The sequence below is a fragment of the Chelatococcus reniformis genome, from assembly GCF_014640075.1.
Classification (GTDB): Bacteria; Pseudomonadota; Alphaproteobacteria; order Rhizobiales; family Beijerinckiaceae; genus Camelimonas; species Camelimonas reniformis.
In genome coordinates this window covers 779,813-795,914 of record NZ_BMGG01000001.1, presented here as the reverse complement: position 1 = coordinate 795,914, position 16,102 = coordinate 779,813, and the positions used below count along the sequence as shown (strand labels likewise).

Genomic DNA, 16,102 nt, shown 5'->3' with positions numbered 1-16,102 from the left:
GCTCCCCCTTGCCGGGGCCCCCCGCGGCCCCCTGAAGCCCATGGCCGCACCGCCTCTCGTCTTCGATCGCCCGCTCGCCCGCCGTCGCCTCCAGCGCGCTCACGCGGGCGGCGGCTTCGTCGATTTCCTGGCCCACCGCGCGGCCGAGGACCTGGCGTTTCGCCTGTCCACGGTCAAGCGTAGCTTTGCGACGGCTCTCGACCTGGGCAGCGTCACCGGGCATGTCAGCGAGACCCTGGCGCAGGCGGGCGGCCTGCGCATCGTGCGGGCGGCCCCGGGCCCCGGCCTCGGCGGCGACGTGGTCGCCGACGAGGAGGCGCTGCCCTTCGCCGCCCAGGCCTTCGACCTCGTCGCCTCGGTGCTGGCGCTGCAGGGGGTCAACGACCTGCCCGGTGCGCTGGTGCAGATTCGCCGCGCGCTCAAGCCCGACGGCCTGTTCATCGGCTGCCTGCTCGGCGGCGGCACGCTGGGCGAGCTGCGGCAGGCGTTCACCGCCGCGGAGGCGGAGGCGGAGGGCGGCGTCAGTCCCCGCGTCGCGCCGTTCGCCGACGTGCGCGACATGGGCGGCCTCCTCCAGCGCGCCGGTTTCGCGCTGCCGGTGGCGGACACCGAGACGGTCACGGTCCGCTATCCCCACGCGCTGGCGCTGCTGGCCGATCTCAGGGGCATGGGCGCCACCAGCACGCTGCTCGACCGCCGGCGGCAGCCGCTGCGCCGGGCCACCCTGATGCGCATGGCGGCGATCTATCACGATCGCTTCGCTGCGCCCGACGGCCGCATCTCCGCCACCTTCGACATGATCTGGCTGTCGGGCTGGGCGCCGCACGACAGCCAGCAGCGGCCGCTGCGGCCGGGCTCCGCCAAGGTGCGGCTGGCCGATGCGCTCGGCACACGCGAGATCAAGCTGCCGCCAGGCGAGGGTTGATCGGGGGGACGGGCGACGGCGGCTTGCGCTCGGGCCACCCCGCATAGCAAAACTGGCGCAGCGCCCGGCGCAGCGGCGAGGAACGAGCGATGCACCCCTTCACCTTCAACACCGCCAAGTCGATCGTCTTCGGCCCCGGCACGATCGGGCAGATCGGCGATATCGCCAAGGCGCAGCTTGGCCAGCGCGTCATCGTCGTCACCGATCCCGGCATCATTGGCGCCCATTTGCTCGAGCCGGCCGTCGACGCCCTCAAGGCCGCCGGCGTCGCCTTCACGGTCTACGACCGCGTGGTCGCCGACCCGCCCGAATCGATCGTGCTCGAGGCGGTGGCCGCGGCCCGCACCTTCGGCGCCACCGGCGTCATCGGCTACGGCGGCGGCTCCTCGATGGACACGGCCAAGCTGGTGGCGTTGCTGGCGTGCGGCGAGGAAGCGCTCGCCGACATCTACGGCGTCGGCAACGTCAAGGGCGCCCGCCTGCCGCTGGTGCTGGTGCCGACCACGGCCGGCACCGGCTCGGAGGTGACGCCGATCTCGATCGTCACCACGGGCGAAGCGGAGAAGAAGGGCGTGGTGTCGCCGGTGCTGCTGCCCGACGTGGCGCTGCTCGATCCGGAGCTGACCTACGGCTTGCCGCACCACGTGACCGCCGCCACCGGCATCGACGCCATGGTGCACGCGATCGAATCCTACACCTCCGCCAGCGCCAACAACAATCCGCTGTCCAAGCTGCTCGCCAAGGAGGCCCTGCGCCTGCTCAGCGACGGCATCCGCTCGGCGGTGCGCGAGGGCTCGCACCTGGAGGCGCGCGGCCAGATGCTGCTCGGCGCCATGCTGGCGGGCCAGGCCTTCGCCAACTCGCCGGTGGCGGCGGTGCACGCGCTCGCCTATCCCATCGGCGGCCACTATCACGTGCCGCACGGCCTCTCCAACGCGCTGGTGCTGCCGCACGTGCTGCGCTTCAACTGCGAGGTCTGCAACAAGGACTACGCGGCGCTGGCGCCGCACGCCTTCCCGTTCCTGGCGGAGGTGGCTGTCGGCAAGCGCGGCCACGCCTTCGCCGACGCGCTGGCGCACCTCTCGGCCGAGATCGGCCTGCAGACGCGACTGCGGGAGGTGAACATCCCGGAGCACGACCTGGCGCGACTCGCGGCCGACGCGATGAAGCAGACACGGCTCCTGGTCAACAACCCACGCGCGTTGACCGAGGCCGACGCGCTTGCGATTTATCAGGCCGCATGGTGAGTTAGCGGACTGGATCGGCTCCCGTGGGGGCCGCCAACCTCGGTCGACTTGCGGTCGCGAGCGGCCATCCCGTATAGAACGAGGCAAGCAACAGGCGGCTGCTTCGCCGCCTTCCCCGACGTTTCGGTTGCCCCTCAAGGCCACCGTCTATTGGACATCCGGCTCATGCGTGGTGCTCTTGGTGGCCCCCGCGTGCTCCTGCGCCGCCTCCGGGAGGTTATGGCGGAGCCGGTCAGCGCGCAGGAGAAGCTCGACAGGATCGTCGTCCTGATCGCCGGCAACATGGTGGCCGAGGTGTGCTCGGTCTATGTGCTGCGCGCCGACAACAACCTCGAGCTCTACGCGACGGAAGGTCTGAAGCCCGAAGCGGTCCATCGCACCGTCATCTCCACCGACGAGGGTCTCGTCGGCCTGATCGCCTCCAGCGCCGAGCCGCTCGCCCTCTCCGACGCCCAGAGCCATCCGGCCTTCTCCTACAAGCCGGAGACGGGCGAGGAGATCTATCACTCCTTCCTCGGCGTGCCGGTGCTGCGGGCCGGCAACACCCTCGGCGTGCTGGTGGTGCAGAACCGCGCCTACCGCGTGTATACCGAGGAGGAAATCGAGGCGCTGCAGACCACGACGATGGTCATGGCCGAGATGGTCGCGTCGGGGGACGTGCAGGCTCTCGCCCCGCCGGGACAGGACATCGCCGTGCGGCGCCCGCTGGCGCTCAAGGGCGTCAGCCTGGCGGACGGCATCGGGCTCGGCTACGTGGTGTTGCACGAGCCGCGCATCATCGTCCAGCGGATGATTGCCGAGGACGTCAATCAGGAGCTGGTGCGCCTCGACCGGGCGGTGCAGGCGCTCCGCGCGTCGATCGACCGGCTGCTGGAGCGCGGCGACGTCGCCCACCACGGCGAGCACCGGGACGTGCTCGAGACCGTTCGCATGTTCGCCAACGACCAGGGTTGGCTCCGCCGCATCCGCGAGGCGGTGATCAGCGGCTTGACTGCCGAAGGCGCGGTCGAGCGCGTGCAGTCTGACACGCGCGCGCGCATGCTGCGCCAGACCGACCCCTACCTGCGCGACCGCCTGCACGATCTGGACGAGATCGCCAACCGACTGCTGCACAGCCTGGCCGGAACTTCCTTCGGCGGCCACAAGGGCGCGCTGCCCGACAACGCCATCCTCGTCGCCCGCTCCATGGGACCGGCGGCGCTGCTCGACTACGACCGCTCGCGCCTGCGCGGCCTGGTGCTCGAGGAGGGCGGTCCGACCAGCCACATCGCCATCGTCGCCCGCGCCCTGGGCATTCCGGCCGTCGGCGAGGTCGCCAACATCGTCGGTATCGTCGAGACCGGGGATGCGATCATCGTCGACGGCACCAGCGGCGACGTGCAGGTCCGGCCACAGGCCAACGTCGAGGCCGCCTACGCCGAGAAGGCGCGGCTGCGCGCGCGCCGCCAGGAGCAGTACCGCAGGCTCCGGGACCTGCCGGCGGTGACCAGGGACGGCGTCGCCGTCTCGCTGAGCATCAACGCCGGCCTCATCGTCGACATGCCGCATCTGACGGAGACCGCCGCCGAGGGGGTCGGGCTGTTCCGCACCGAATTGCAGTTCATGGTCGCCGAGCGGCTGCCCTCGACCAGCGAGCAGCAGGCGCTCTACGAGCAGGTGCTGGCCGAGGCCAACGGCGCGCCGGTGACATTCCGGACGCTCGACATCGGCGGCGACAAGATCCTGCCTTACATGGAGATCACCGACGAGGAGAACCCGGCGCTAGGCTGGCGGGCGATCCGCATCGGCCTCGACCGGCCGGCCCTGCTGCGCTCCCAGGTGCGGGCGCTGCTGAAGGCAGCGGCCGGCCGCGAGCTGCGCATCATGTTTCCCATGGTGGCGACGGTGGACGAATTTCTGCGCGCCAAGGCCATCGTCGGCAAGGAGAAGGCCTACCTCAAGCGCCATGGCTACCCCAAGCCCTCCGCCGTCGCCCTCGGCGTGATGATCGAGGTGCCCTCGCTGCTCTTCCAGCTCGAGGAGATCTGCCGCGAGGCGGACTTCGTCTCCATCGGCTCCAACGACCTGATGCAGTTCCTGTTCGCGGCGGATCGCGAGAATCGCCAGGTTGCCGGGCGGTTCGACCCGCTCAGCCCGGCCGGCCTGCGGGCCTTGCGGATGATCGTCACCCAGGCCAGGCAGCACGAATGCAGCGCCACCGTGTGCGGCGAGATGGGCGGCCGGCCGCTGGAGGCGATGGCGCTGATCGGCCTCGGCTACCGCGGTCTGTCGATGCCGCCCGCGGCGGTCGGGCCGGTGAAGGCGATGATTCTCGAGCTCGACGTCGGCGCCCTGACCAAGACCCTCGACGAGGCCTTGCGCAAGGAGGGCAGCGTCACCAGTCTGAGGGCGAGGCTCGAAACCTTCGCGGCCGACAACGCCATACCGATCTAGCCGCGGCGCGTTTCTCCTGCCATTCAACGTCCGATGAACGGTTTCACGCCCCCTGAGGATCGGTTGGACGCCATCCTCGCCCGCCACGCCCTCCTCACCGCGACTCTCGCCGAAGGGCCGGACGCCCAGACCTTCGTGTCCGCCTCGCGAGAGCTGGCGGACCTCGAGCCGGTTGCCGCCGCGATCCACCGCTACCGCGCCGCCCGTCGCAACCGCGCCGAGCTCGACGCGCTGGCGGGGGACGGCGCCGCCGACGCCGAGCTCAGGGCACTGGCGGAGGAGGAGCGCTCGGACGCCGCCGACGAGGAGGAGCGGCTTGCGCGCGAGGTGCGGCTGATGCTGCTGCCGCGTGACGCGGCGGACGACAAGAGCGCCATTCTCGAGGTGAGGGCCGGCACCGGTGGCGACGAGGCCGCACTCTTCGCCGGCGACCTGTTCGCCATGTACTCGCGCTACGCGGCGCTCAAGGGCTGGACCGTGGACCTGCTGTCGGCCAGCGAGGGCACGGCCGGCGGCTTCAAGGAGATCATCGCCGAGATCCGCGGCGGCGGCGTGTTCGCCCGCCTCAAGTTCGAATCGGGGGCGCACCGGGTGCAGCGCGTGCCGGCGACCGAGGGCTCCGGCCGCATCCACACCTCGGCGGCCACGGTCGCGGTGCTGCCCGAGGCCGAGGACGTCGACGTCGCCATCGACGAGAGCGACCTCAGGGTCGACACCATGCGCGCCGGCGGCGCCGGCGGCCAGCACGTGAACAAGACCGAATCGGCCATCCGCATCACGCATCTGCCGACCGGCATCGTCGTCCTAGTGCAGGAGGAGCGCTCCCAGCACCGCAACCGTGCCAAGGCGATGGCCCTGCTTCGGGCCAGGCTCTACGACGCAGAGCGCGGCCGCAAGGATGCGGAGCGGGCGGCCGACCGCCGCGCCCAGGTTGGCTCCGGCGACCGCTCCGAGCGCATCCGCACCTACAACTTCCCGCAGGGGCGCGTGACCGACCACCGCATCGGGCTGACGCTCTACAAGCTCGAGGAGGTCATGGCCGGCACCGCGCTCGACGAGCTGATCGATGCGCTGACCGCCGAGCACCAGGCGGCGCTGCTGGCCGCCGACGGATGACCCCGGCCGCGCCGACGCCCGGGCCGCCGGCTGGCGCGATCACGGCGGGTACCGGCCGGGCGGAGGCGCTGCGCTGGCTGGGCGGCGCCTTGCGTGCCGCCGGCATCGCCAACCCCGAGCTCGACGCCCGCATCCTGCTGACCGAAACCCTCGGGGTGCCGTTCGCCGCCGTACTGGCCGAGCCTGCCGCCCCGCTGGGCGGAACGGCCGCCGCCGGGCTGACGGATGCCGTGGCGCGGCGACTCGCCGGCGAGCCGGTGGGGCGCATCCTCGGCATGCGCGAGTTCTGGGGCCTGCCCTTCGCGCTGTCGCCGGCGACCCTGGAGCCGCGGCCGGATACGGAGACATTGGTCGCTGTCGCGCTGGCGCACGCGCGCGGCCAGGGCGGGGGCGCCCCGCGCGTGCTCGACCTGGGCACCGGCACGGGCTGCATCCTCGTCGCCGTGCTGAGCGAATTGCCGCAAGCCTGGGGCCTCGGCGTCGACCGCGCCGCCGGCGCCGCCGCGACCGCGCGCCACAACGCCAGGCGCAACGGCGTCGGCGAGCGCGCGCGCTTTGCGGTGGGCAATTGGGCCGAGGCCGTGGGTGGGCCTTTCAATCTGGTGCTGTCGAACCCACCTTATATTGCAAGTGATGATATCGCGGCGCTGGCTGGCGAGGTGCGGGACCATGACCCGCGGCTAGCCCTCGACGGCGGCCACGACGGGCTCGATGCTTACCGCGCCCTGGCAGCGGACCTGCCGCGCCTGCTGGCGATCGGCGGCTTCGCCGGGCTGGAGGTCGGGCAGGGTCAGGCTCCGGCCGTCGCGGAGCTGTTGCGGCGGGCCGGGCTGCGGGACGTCTCGGTCACCCTCGACCTCACGGGTGTCGAACGTGTGGTATCGGCGACACGATGACGCTGGGCTGGCGCGCCGCGTTCGGAAAATGTGCTTGGCGATAGGGGGCGAAGCGAGTAATGTCCGGGCCATACGGCGCGATTATGAGTGTGAATCGGCGTTCCCCGGGCTGGGACACGCGGTTCGCGGCGCGACGAGGGACAGCAACAACAGCGCATGTGGCGGCCGATGGGCAGGCAAGCCGGACGAGCTGCAATGCGTGGATAACCCTGCGAACCGATGCAAGTCGTCAAAAAATGAGCGGCGGAGGTGACGCTGGTGCGCTCAAACGTGGAGCGCCGAGGCTCGCTTCGCCATGGGTTGTCGACATAGGTTTGGCAACGGCGGGCTTCATTTCGCGAAAGTGAAGCGTGTTGCCCCGGAGAGGTGCGGTGCGCCTTTTCGGAATGTGAGCGCCGGGCAAGATCTGCACGAGGCGATTTGTTGCAACGATCATGCTCCACGCACGTGAACGAAGGCGGCTGGGTTCAGTCCCGAAGCGACGCCTTCTCGTCGGACCGTATCGATCCCTCTTGCCGGTCAGCGCATGAAGCCAGCGCGGGACGGGGATCCGTGTAACCAGGACGATGGCTTCACAAGAGAGACAGATGAGACCAGGCCAGAACAGGCGCATGCGGGGACGCAACCGCAAGGGCCCCAATCCGTTGACGCGTAGCTTCGAGTCCAACGGGCCGGATGTGAAGATCAGGGGAACCGCCCAGCACATCGCCGAGAAGTATGCTCAGCTCTCGCGCGATGCTCAGGTCTCCGGAGACCCGGTCGCCTCGGAAAACTACCTCCAGCACGCTGAGCACTATTACCGAATCCTCGCGGCTGCGCAGGCGCAGTTCCAGCAGACCTACGGCACCTTCCCGCGCCCCTTCGAGGACGGTGACGACCTCGATGGCGACGAGGAGGGGGGCGGCTTCGGCGGCTTGCCGCTCGGCGAGTCGAATGGCCGGGGCGGCTATGGCAACTACAACGGCCAGGGTGGCGACGACGCCTATCCCCAGGGCGCACCGCAGCCGCCGGCCGCGCCGCAGGGACGGCAGCCCTATCGCGACCGCGGCGAGCGTCAGGATCGGTCCGATCAGCCGCGGGGCGAGCGGCAGGGCCGCGGTGACCGGCCCGAGCGCCAGGAACGCGGCGAGCGCCAAGAGCGTGGCGAGCGCCAAGAACGCGGCGAGCGCCAAGAGCGCGGCGAGCGTCAAGAGCGTGGCGAGCGGACCGAGGCCGGCGAGCGCCAGGAGTTTGCTCCGGAGGGCCGCCGCGAACGGCGCGAGCGCTTCCGCCGCGACGACAACCATGACAATCACGGTAACGCAGCGCCGGCGCACGACGAGGCGACCCAGCCCGAGCTGCCCGCGTTCCTGACCACGCCGGTGCGCACGCCCGTCGCCACGGAAGAGGCGAGCGCAGCCGAGCGGCCCGAGGCGGCGCCGCCGGCCGAGGGCGAGACGGCGGAGCGCTTTCCGGTGCGCACGCGCCGCCGTCGCACGCGCGCGCGGGCCGACGAGAGCGCCGCCCCCGATCAGGCCTCCGAGCCGAGCGCGGCGGCGGAGTAGGCCTTTGCCTGCGGCATCCCACGCGGTGGGGTGCCCGAGGCCGAGTCCGGCTGCCGCCCCGTCGGCGACAGCCTCAGGCGGAGGGCCGCAGGATGTTGCCTTCGGCCAGGCGGCCGGCCGTCACCACCTCGGCGTAGACACCACAATCCATGTGCCCGTAGGCGCGCATCAGCGCCCGCGGGATGTCGAGATCGCGCTGTGCCGTCTGCGGGTCGACGTTGGTGGCCGCGCAGCGTACGATTCGCTTGACCACCTTGAGACGGGCGCCGGTGGCTGTCTCCAGGGTCGCGCCGACCATGTCGAGCTCGGCCCAGGCCGGCAGACCGTCGACGGTGAGGTTGCCGCGAAAGCGCCGTGGATCGACCGACGTGCCGACCAGGGCCGATATCTCGGCGACGCTCGCCAGGTTGATGATCGAGACGACCTTGGCGGCGACATCCGAGAAGCTGAACGGAGCAGGCGCGCGCGCCGCTTCCAACACCTTCGGCGGCCCGCGCAGCTCGTCCGCCATGTGGTCCGCGAAGAACGCCTCGACGGCGGCGCGGCCGGCGGCGGCGGACAGATCGGCCGAGACGAGCACGCGGTCGCTGGCCCGATCGCGGATGGCGAGCGTCGTGGTGGCGTCGTCGAAGCGCGTGTCGAGGGCCGCCAGCCGCTCGTTGCGCATCAGCATCAGGAACTTCACCTTGGGGTGATAGCCCGGCGCCGCCGGATCGAAGCCGGATGGCCCGTTCTCGATGGCATAGCGCCGGTCTCCGGCGATCACCCGGCCGGGTTCCAGATCGACGGCGGTCAGCCGCTCCGCGGACAGACCCTTGATGGGATATCGGGAAATGGTGACGACGCGCATGGGGCTCGATAGCAGAAATTTGCCGGCGCGTTGATAGGGGAACGGAATGGCCGGGCTCGACCCGACCATTCCATCCGCTCAAAGGATCAAATTCACGGGGCCGAGCTCCCTAGAGCATTTCTCGATCAGATGGAATCATCTGATCGGTTAGAAATGCTCCAAGTCTTTGAATCTGGAGCGCTTCTCCCTGATCGGGTGGTTCCACCCGATCAAGAGGCGCTCTAGCGCGTTTTCGAGCGAAGTGGACGCCGGTTCGCGTGAAGAAAACGCGATAAATCAAACAGATAGAGCATTTCGGCGATTCGAGGAAACGCGGAAATGCTCTAGATCGCCTTCGCTTCCCGCAGGCGGTCGATGTCGGCCGCAGTATAGCCGACGTCGAGAAGGATCTCCTCCGTGTGCTCGCCGACGGTCGGCGCGCGGTGGCGGATCTCGCCGGGGGTTTCCGACAGGATCATCGGGCTCTGCGGAATCGGTGCGGGCGTGGCGAGACCGGGGAAGTCCACCGGCTTCAGGTAGCCGGTGGCCTTGACGTGCGGGTCGTCCAGCGCCTGCTGCGGCGACAGCACCGGTCCGGCGGGGATGCGCGCCTCCTCGAGCGCGGCGATGGCCTCGGCCGTGGTGCGCTCGGCGCACCACTCGCGCATGCGGGCGCTGATCAGCTTGCCATTGTCGCCGCGCGCCAGGTCGTCCTTGAAGCGCGGGTCGTTGAGCCAGAAATCGGTGTTGCCCATCAGCTTGGCCCAGCGCACGTAGAGCGGCTGGCCCACGACAGCGACCAGCACGTAGCCGTCCTTCGTCGGCAGGATGTCGGCGGGCGCCGATGTCTGGCCGCGGTTGGCGGTCGGCACCCGGTTGACCTGGAGCACCGCCTGCTCGATCAGCGTCGGCCCCATCATGTTGATGGCGGTGCGCAGCAGCGCGCCCTCCACCACCTGGCCGCGGCCGGTGCGGCTGCGCTCCATCAGCGCCGCCAGCGTGCCGAAGGCGAGGCCGAGCGCCGTGCCGAAGTCCACGTAGGAGGCGAAGCAGCGGTAGGGCTGGCCCGGTTCGCCCGTCATGTAGACGGCGCCGGACATGGCCTGGCCGATGGTGTCGAAGCCGACGCGCTCGGAATAGGGTCCCTCGGCGCCGAAGGCCGAGGCGGTGGTGAGGATGACGTCCTCCTTGACCGCCCGCAGGCTGTCGTAGTCGAGCCCCATGGTCTTCAGGGTCGAGGCGGGCAGGTTGGCGATGACCACGTCCGCGCTGGCCACCAGCCGGCGCACCACCTCGGCCCCCTCCGGCCGCATCGGGTCGAGCGTGAGGCTGCGCTTGTTGCGGTTCATCTGCATGAACATGCCGCCGTCGCCGCCCTCGGAGATCGGCGCGACGAAGCGATCCTCGCCGCCGCCCCGCCGCTCGATACGGATAACGTCGGCGCCGTAGTCGGCCAGCAGGGCCCCGCAATACGGGCCGGCGATGTAGCGCCCGAAATCCAGCACCCGAATGCCAGCAAGTACCTTCGACACGTTTGACCTCCCTTGTCCCGCCCGCCGCATCCGGCTTTCCGGCGCAGGAACGTGCTCCTGCCCCGGCGGCCGCCGCGGATCCGACCAGGGGGAGCTATGAGCCTCAATTTAGAACGCGTTTCGGCAAAGGGGAAATCCATCCGGGCATGGACATCCCGCGCGCGATGGGGGAGGGGCCCCCACAAAAATCTGGCCGGCCGACCTTGCTGTTGCCGTGATGCAACACCTACATAGGCTGTGCGGCGGCCCCCGAGGCGCCGGAAGGTTTTCGCGGTGCGGCGAATCTAATGGACGCCGCACCGTTTGTGCGAGGTTGCCTCATTCGAGGGACCACATCAGGGTGCGCCTTCATCGGCGGCCCGTAGGAGTGCCATCCATGAACATCGAGAAGTACACCGACCGGTCGAAAGGGTTTCTTCAGTCCGCGCAGGCGCTGGCGCTGCGTGAAGGCCATCAGCAGTTCTCGCCCGAGCATCTTCTGAAGGTCCTGCTGGACGATCCGGAGGGCCTGGCGGCGGGCCTCATCGATCGCGCCGGCGGCCAGTCGCGGCTCGCCCTTCAGCTCACGGAGCAGGCGCTCGCCAAGCTGCCCAAAGTGCAGGGCGGATCGGGTCAGATCTATCTGTCGCCGGCGCTGGCACGCGTCTTCGATGCGGCCGAGAAGGCGGCCGAAAAGGCTGGCGACAGCTTCGTCACCGTCGAGCGGCTGCTGCTGGCGCTGGCCATCGAAAAGGACAGCGAAGCCGGCAAGGCGCTGGCCGCCGCCGGCGTGACCGCGCAGAATCTCAACGCGGCGATCGAAGCGCTGCGCAAGGGCCGCACCGCCGACAGCGCCTCCGCCGAACAGGCCTACGACGCCCTGAAGCGCTACGCCCGCGACCTTACGCAGGCGGCCCGCGACGGCAAGATCGATCCGGTCATCGGCCGCGACGAGGAGATCCGCCGCACCATCCAGGTGCTGTCGCGGCGCACCAAGAACAATCCCGTGCTGATCGGCGAGCCCGGCGTCGGCAAGACCGCGATCGTGGAGGGCCTGGCGAAGCGCATCGTCGACGGCGACGTGCCCGAGAGCCTCAAGGACAAGCGCCTTTTGGCGCTCGACATGGGGGCGCTGATCGCCGGCGCCAAATACCGCGGCGAGTTCGAGGAACGCCTCAAGAGCGTGCTGGAGGAGGTGCAGTCGGCGGAAGGCGGCATCGTCCTGTTCATCGACGAGATGCACACCCTGGTCGGCGCCGGCAAGGCGGACGGCGCCATGGACGCCTCCAACCTCTTGAAGCCGGCGCTGGCACGCGGCGAGCTGCACTGCGTCGGCGCTACCACGCTCGACGAGTACCGCAAGCACGTGGAGAAGGACGCCGCCCTGGCGCGGCGCTTCCAGCCGGTGTTCGTCTCCGAGCCCACGGTGGAAGACACCATCTCCATCCTGCGCGGCCTCAAGGAGCGCTACGAGCAGCACCACGGCGTGCGCATCCAGGATTCGGCCCTGGTGGCGGCGGCGACCCTGTCCAACCGCTACATCACCGACCGCTTCCTGCCCGACAAGGCAATCGACCTGATCGACGAGGCGGCGGCGCGCCTGCGCATGCAGGTGGACAGCAAGCCCGAGGAGCTCGATTCCATCGACCGCGAGGTGGTGCGGCTGAAGATCGAGGCCGAGGCGCTGAAGAAGGAAAGCGATGCCGCTTCCAAGGACCGTCTGCAGCGCCTGGAGAAGGAGCTGGCCGATCTCGAGGAGCAGTCGGCGGCGCTGACCAGCAAGTGGCAGTCCGAGAAGGACAAGCTCGGCCGAGCCGCCGAGCTCAAGAAGAAGCTGGAAGAGGCCCGCAACGAGCTCGCCAACGCCCAGCGGCGCGGTGAGTATCAGCGCGCCGGCGAACTGACCTACGGCATCCTCCCGCAGCTCGAGAAGGAGCTGGCGGACGTGGAGGCCAACGAGAATTCGGCGGTGGTGCAGGAGGCGGTGACGCCCGACAACATCGCTCAGGTGGTGTCGCGCTGGACCGGCGTGCCGGTCGAGCGGATGCTCGAGGGCGAGCGGGCCAAGCTGCTCAAGATGGAGGAGGAGCTCGCCAAGCGCGTCGTCGGCCAGCACGAGGCGGTGGTCGCGGTGGCGACGGCCGTGCGCCGGGCCCGCGCCGGATTGCAGGATCCCAACCGGCCGATCGGCTCGTTCATGTTCCTGGGCCCCACCGGCGTCGGCAAGACCGAGCTGACCAAGGCGCTCGCCTCCTATCTGTTCGACGACGACACGGCGCTGATCCGCCTCGACATGTCCGAGTACATGGAGAAGCATTCGGTCGCCCGGCTGATCGGCGCGCCCCCGGGCTATGTCGGCTATGACGAGGGCGGCGCGCTGACCGAGGCGGTGCGGCGGCGGCCCTATCAGGTGGTGCTGTTCGACGAGATCGAGAAGGCGCACCCGGACGTGTTCAACGTGCTGCTGCAGGTCCTTGACGATGGTCGGCTCACCGACGGCCAGGGCCGCACGGTCGACTTCCGCAACACGCTGATCATCATGACCTCCAACCTCGGCGCCGAGTTTCTCGTCGCCCAGAAGGCCGGCGAGGACAGCGAGGCGGTGCGCGAGGAGGTGATGGCGGTGGTCCGCAGCCACTTCCGGCCGGAATTCCTGAACCGGGTGGACGAGATCATCCTGTTCCACCGGCTCAAGAAGGAGCAGATGGGCGCCATCGTCGACATCCAGCTCAAGCGGCTGGCGAAGCTTCTGGAGGAGCGCAAGATCGTGCTCGACGTCGACCCGTCGGCGCGCGAGTGGCTGGCCGACAAGGGCTACGACCCGGCCTACGGGGCCCGGCCGCTGAAGCGCGTGATCCAGAAGAACGTGCAGGACGTGCTGGCCGAGCTCATCCTGTCGGGCCAGATCCGCGACGGCGAGCGCGTGCCGGTGACGGCCGGGCCGCTGGGCCTGATCATCGGCAACGAGCCGGTGGTGGCGGACAAGCGGCCCGCCGGCGCGGCGCTCAACTGACGCCGTCGGGGGGGGGAGGCGCGCCTCCCCCCGTCAGCCATTCCCTCCCGTCGCACGGTATCCTGGAGCCGGCATGAGAGGGTCATCGCCGACGACGGAGGCGGCAAGGCTCTCCTTCACGAGGCGCTGCAACGAGAGCTTGAAGAGTTCCCGGCTAATGAACACCAGGCGTCCTTCGCGGGGCGGCCGGCCCTCGTAGGGTTCGATCGTCAGCCGCGTGCGGACACGCTGGATCTCGCTCCATTGGCCGTCGACCCGCACGATGCCCTTCATGCGGAGCACCTTGGCGCCGATCCTCTCCGACAGCGATCGAAGCTGCCGTTCGGTCATGTCGCCCACCGTGCGGGAGACGCTCACGTAGCCGTGCGCGGCGTGCGCCGACGGCGCGTCGCCGTCCGCCTCCGCTCTCGACGACGACAGGAGCGTTGCGAGCGTCGCCTCGCACTGGCGGATGTCCAGCAGCAGGGCTCGCGGATTGAAGCTCGCCGCGAATGCGCGCCAGCCCGAAATGCGGGCCGTGTCGGCGATGTCGCTCTTCGACAGCGCAATGATCCCCGCGCTCGCTAGCGCGTTGCAATAGCTGCGATCGCGCGTCGCCTCGTCAGCGGCCAGCGTGCAGTCGCCGATCACGATGTGCGCTCTCAGGCTGACGACGGGCGCCAGCAGGCTGATCTGGCGAGCGACAGGGGTCGAATCGGCCGCACCCGAAGTTTCGATCACGATCACATCGACCGCGTATCTCGTGGAAACCTCGCGGACCGCAGGCACCAACTGGTCTTGGGTGACGCAGCAGATGCAGCCGTTGCGGATCTCGACGATGTCCGGGACATACGGGCTCAAGAGATCGCCGTCGACGCCGACCTCTCCGAACTCGTTGACGACGACGCCGAACCTGACGCCCGGATTGTCGCGCACGAGGGTGCGGACATAGGTGGTCTTGCCGCAGCCCAACGTGCCCGACACGAGAATTACGGGCGTTTGCATCGTCATCACAGCAGCTCCGGAAACGCCTCGATGGCGCGACTGCGCACGATCACGTCGGCCACAGCCCTTCGATACTCCTGCGCGTCGAGGTGAGTGCCGCACAGGCCGAGCGCGGCGGGGAGATCGGCGTCGGCCATCATGGCAAGGCTCGACAGGACGGCAGGAACGCGGTCGCCGGGCGCGCCGTCCGGCGACAGGAGGATGTCGGACAGACGGATCGTCATGTCCTGCGAGTGGCGACATTCGGCGAGCGATTCGGCGCGCCTCGTCGTGGATTTGGCGAGCGCGGTCTCGCCGCGCAGGGCGTAGGTGCGCGCCAGAACCACGAGAACATCGTCGCGCAGCGCGTATTCGTCGGCCGACAGACGCGCAAGATGATCGCGACTGAGGCTGGCGCTCTGGCCCACCGCGGAGAGCAGGCGCTCGGCCAGGATGCTGCGGACGGCGGCGGGCATCGCCAGCAAGGCGTCGAGCAGCAGGTCGATCTCGGCGGACGACACTGCCACGCTTTCCCCAAGCCGGCTGATGAGGATGGTGAGGATGCGAAGTCGCCGATCGAGATCGATCCTCGTCCAGGACGAGCCGCGAAGGCGGCGGACGTCGCCATCCGCCAGGCGAGCCGCAGCGATCTCTGCCGCGAGATCGGCGTGGCGCAGACCGAACGCGAAGGGTGAGACGGGCATCTTCAGGGTGAGCGCACGACGCAGGAGCACGAGCTGCGCCTCGCGGCGCCAGGTGGGACGCGTCAGCGCCGATGCAGCCTGGACAAGCGCCGGGATCTCGTCCGGCTCCGCCCGTTCGGCACGCCTGCACAGGCGATGTGCCGGATTGGGTGCATCATCGGACGGCTTGGCGGCGTCGGGCGGGCGAGACAGCTTGATGTCGGCATCGGCCGCGGCGACCCCTGCCGCCTCGCGCGTCGCCAGATAGATCCGCGCGCCGCCCGTGGAAAGCTCGATGGCGCGGCCGCGAACGCTTCTCTCAAGGTCGCGCCACGCCGCGACGGCGAGGCGGCCCGACGCGGCGGGAAACTGTTCCACGTAGCGTCCGCACAGGAGCCCGAAGCAGAATGCCGTAAACGCGCCGGCGTCCACACCCCCTTCTTCTTCTCCTAGGAAATCGGGGGCCGGGAGGCCGTCGTTGCGTCCCGCCCGTTCGGCTAGCGCAACGGCAAGCCGCTTGCGTGCCGGATCCAACAGGACCGGCAGGCAGGCGTGGCTGCCGGCGACGACGCTGCTCGCGAGGGCTAGAGCGACCTGGTGGTGGAACCACGGGTCGCGGGATTCGGCAAGGAGGCCGCTCAGGCAACCTGCCCCCAGTATGCGCACCGCCATCTGCTGCTGGACGACGAGCATAGCACGAGCCAGATCAAGACGGGCATGCGGCCGCAGCCCCGAGACGAACAGGCGCGCGCGTGCGCCGTCGAGCCGCGCCAGATACGCAAGCGCGACGGCGGCGGCGGCCGGATCGCCGGCGTCGCTTTCGACCAGACGGGCGATCGCCACTTCTGCCGATTCATCGAGAGCACCGGCCGCGGCCAGCGCCTCGATCTCGACCGCAAGCTCGATGATCCGTTCCGACGATCGGGCCCGCACCGGCATGGG

11 protein-coding genes are annotated in these 16,102 nt (G+C 69.8%); 7 read left to right on the top strand and 4 right to left on the bottom strand.

Features of this window, described 5'->3' with window-relative positions:
• Positions 1 to 40 precede the first annotated feature (40 nt).
• The 6 genes from IEW34_RS03365 to IEW34_RS03340 all read left to right on the top strand — a co-directional run bounded on the left by IEW34_RS03365 (position 41) and on the right by IEW34_RS03340 (position 8,161).
• Entirely contained in the window at positions 41 to 925 is an 885-nt protein-coding gene (locus IEW34_RS03365; protein WP_188607681.1) for a methyltransferase domain-containing protein, read from the top strand.
• Positions 926 to 1,014: 89 nt separating this feature from the next.
• A complete protein-coding gene (locus tag IEW34_RS03360) occupies positions 1,015 to 2,172 on the top strand; it encodes an iron-containing alcohol dehydrogenase (protein WP_188607680.1) in 1,158 nt (385 codons plus the stop codon).
• Between the two features lie 165 nt (positions 2,173 to 2,337).
• Positions 2,338 to 4,605, top strand: coding sequence for a phosphoenolpyruvate--protein phosphotransferase (gene ptsP / locus IEW34_RS03355; RefSeq protein WP_188607679.1), 2,268 nt, complete (start codon positions 2,338 to 2,340; stop codon positions 4,603 to 4,605).
• 33 nt (positions 4,606 to 4,638) lie between these two features.
• The gene (gene prfA / locus IEW34_RS03350) at positions 4,639 to 5,721 is read left to right on the top strand and encodes a peptide chain release factor 1 (RefSeq protein ID WP_188607678.1); all 1,083 of its coding nucleotides are present in this window, start codon (positions 4,639 to 4,641) and stop codon (positions 5,719 to 5,721) included.
• On the top strand, positions 5,718 to 6,617 hold the full coding sequence (gene prmC / locus IEW34_RS03345; RefSeq protein ID WP_188607677.1) for a peptide chain release factor N(5)-glutamine methyltransferase: 900 nt from the start codon (positions 5,718 to 5,720) through the stop codon (positions 6,615 to 6,617). Before prfA ends, prmC begins: the two co-directional genes overlap by 4 nt.
• A 587-nt stretch (positions 6,618 to 7,204) precedes the next feature.
• Complete coding sequence (locus IEW34_RS03340; RefSeq protein ID WP_244641721.1) at positions 7,205 to 8,161, top strand: DUF4167 domain-containing protein; 957 nt, start codon at positions 7,205 to 7,207, stop codon at positions 8,159 to 8,161.
• 73 nt (positions 8,162 to 8,234) lie between these two features.
• Here IEW34_RS03340 and IEW34_RS03335 read toward each other — a convergent pair whose 3' ends face one another.
• Entirely contained in the window at positions 8,235 to 9,011 is a 777-nt protein-coding gene (locus IEW34_RS03335; RefSeq protein WP_373288183.1) for an MOSC domain-containing protein, read from the bottom strand.
• A 323-nt stretch (positions 9,012 to 9,334) separates the two neighbouring features.
• Positions 9,335 to 10,522 carry a CaiB/BaiF CoA transferase family protein gene (locus IEW34_RS03330; protein WP_188607675.1) on the bottom strand — a complete coding sequence of 396 codons (1,188 nt, stop codon included), beginning with the start codon at positions 10,520 to 10,522 and terminating at the stop codon, positions 9,335 to 9,337.
• Positions 10,523 to 10,898: 376 nt separating this feature from the next.
• Here IEW34_RS03330 and clpB point away from each other — a divergent pair, with 376 nt between their 5' ends.
• A complete protein-coding gene (clpB, locus tag IEW34_RS03325; protein ID WP_188607674.1) occupies positions 10,899 to 13,514 on the top strand; it encodes an ATP-dependent chaperone ClpB in 2,616 nt (871 codons plus the stop codon).
• Between the two features lie 33 nt (positions 13,515 to 13,547).
• Here clpB and IEW34_RS03320 read toward each other — a convergent pair whose 3' ends face one another.
• Positions 13,548 to 14,504 (bottom strand): CobW family GTP-binding protein, encoded by a 957-nt coding sequence (locus IEW34_RS03320; RefSeq protein WP_188607673.1) that lies wholly within the window; start codon positions 14,502 to 14,504, stop codon positions 13,548 to 13,550.
• The gene (locus IEW34_RS03315; RefSeq protein ID WP_188607672.1) at positions 14,504 to 16,099 is read right to left on the bottom strand and encodes a hypothetical protein; all 1,596 of its coding nucleotides are present in this window, start codon (positions 16,097 to 16,099) and stop codon (positions 14,504 to 14,506) included. Before IEW34_RS03315 ends, IEW34_RS03320 begins: the two co-directional genes overlap by 1 nt.
• Between the last annotated feature and the right edge of the window lie 3 nt (positions 16,100 to 16,102).

Excerpts from the sequence above, each read along its gene's own strand:
- ptsP (WP_188607679.1), top strand. The coding sequence starts at position 2,338 with ATGCGTGGTGCTCTTGGTGGCCCCCGCGTGCTCCTGCGCCGCCTCCGG.
- prfA (WP_188607678.1), top strand. The coding sequence starts at position 4,639 with ATGAACGGTTTCACGCCCCCTGAGGATCGGTTGGACGCCATCCTCGCC.
- IEW34_RS03360 (WP_188607680.1), top strand. The coding sequence starts at position 1,015 with ATGCACCCCTTCACCTTCAACACCGCCAAGTCGATCGTCTTCGGCCCC.
- clpB (WP_188607674.1), top strand. The coding sequence starts at position 10,899 with ATGAACATCGAGAAGTACACCGACCGGTCGAAAGGGTTTCTTCAGTCC.
- IEW34_RS03335 (WP_373288183.1), bottom strand. The coding sequence starts at position 9,011 with ATGCGCGTCGTCACCATTTCCCGATATCCCATCAAGGGTCTGTCCGCG.
- IEW34_RS03320 (WP_188607673.1), bottom strand. The coding sequence starts at position 14,504 with ATGACGATGCAAACGCCCGTAATTCTCGTGTCGGGCACGTTGGGCTGC.
- prmC (WP_188607677.1), top strand. The coding sequence starts at position 5,718 with ATGACCCCGGCCGCGCCGACGCCCGGGCCGCCGGCTGGCGCGATCACG.
- IEW34_RS03340 (WP_244641721.1), top strand. The coding sequence starts at position 7,205 with ATGAGACCAGGCCAGAACAGGCGCATGCGGGGACGCAACCGCAAGGGC.
- IEW34_RS03315 (WP_188607672.1), bottom strand. The coding sequence starts at position 16,099 with ATGCCGGTGCGGGCCCGATCGTCGGAACGGATCATCGAGCTTGCGGTC.
- IEW34_RS03365 (WP_188607681.1), top strand. The coding sequence starts at position 41 with ATGGCCGCACCGCCTCTCGTCTTCGATCGCCCGCTCGCCCGCCGTCGC.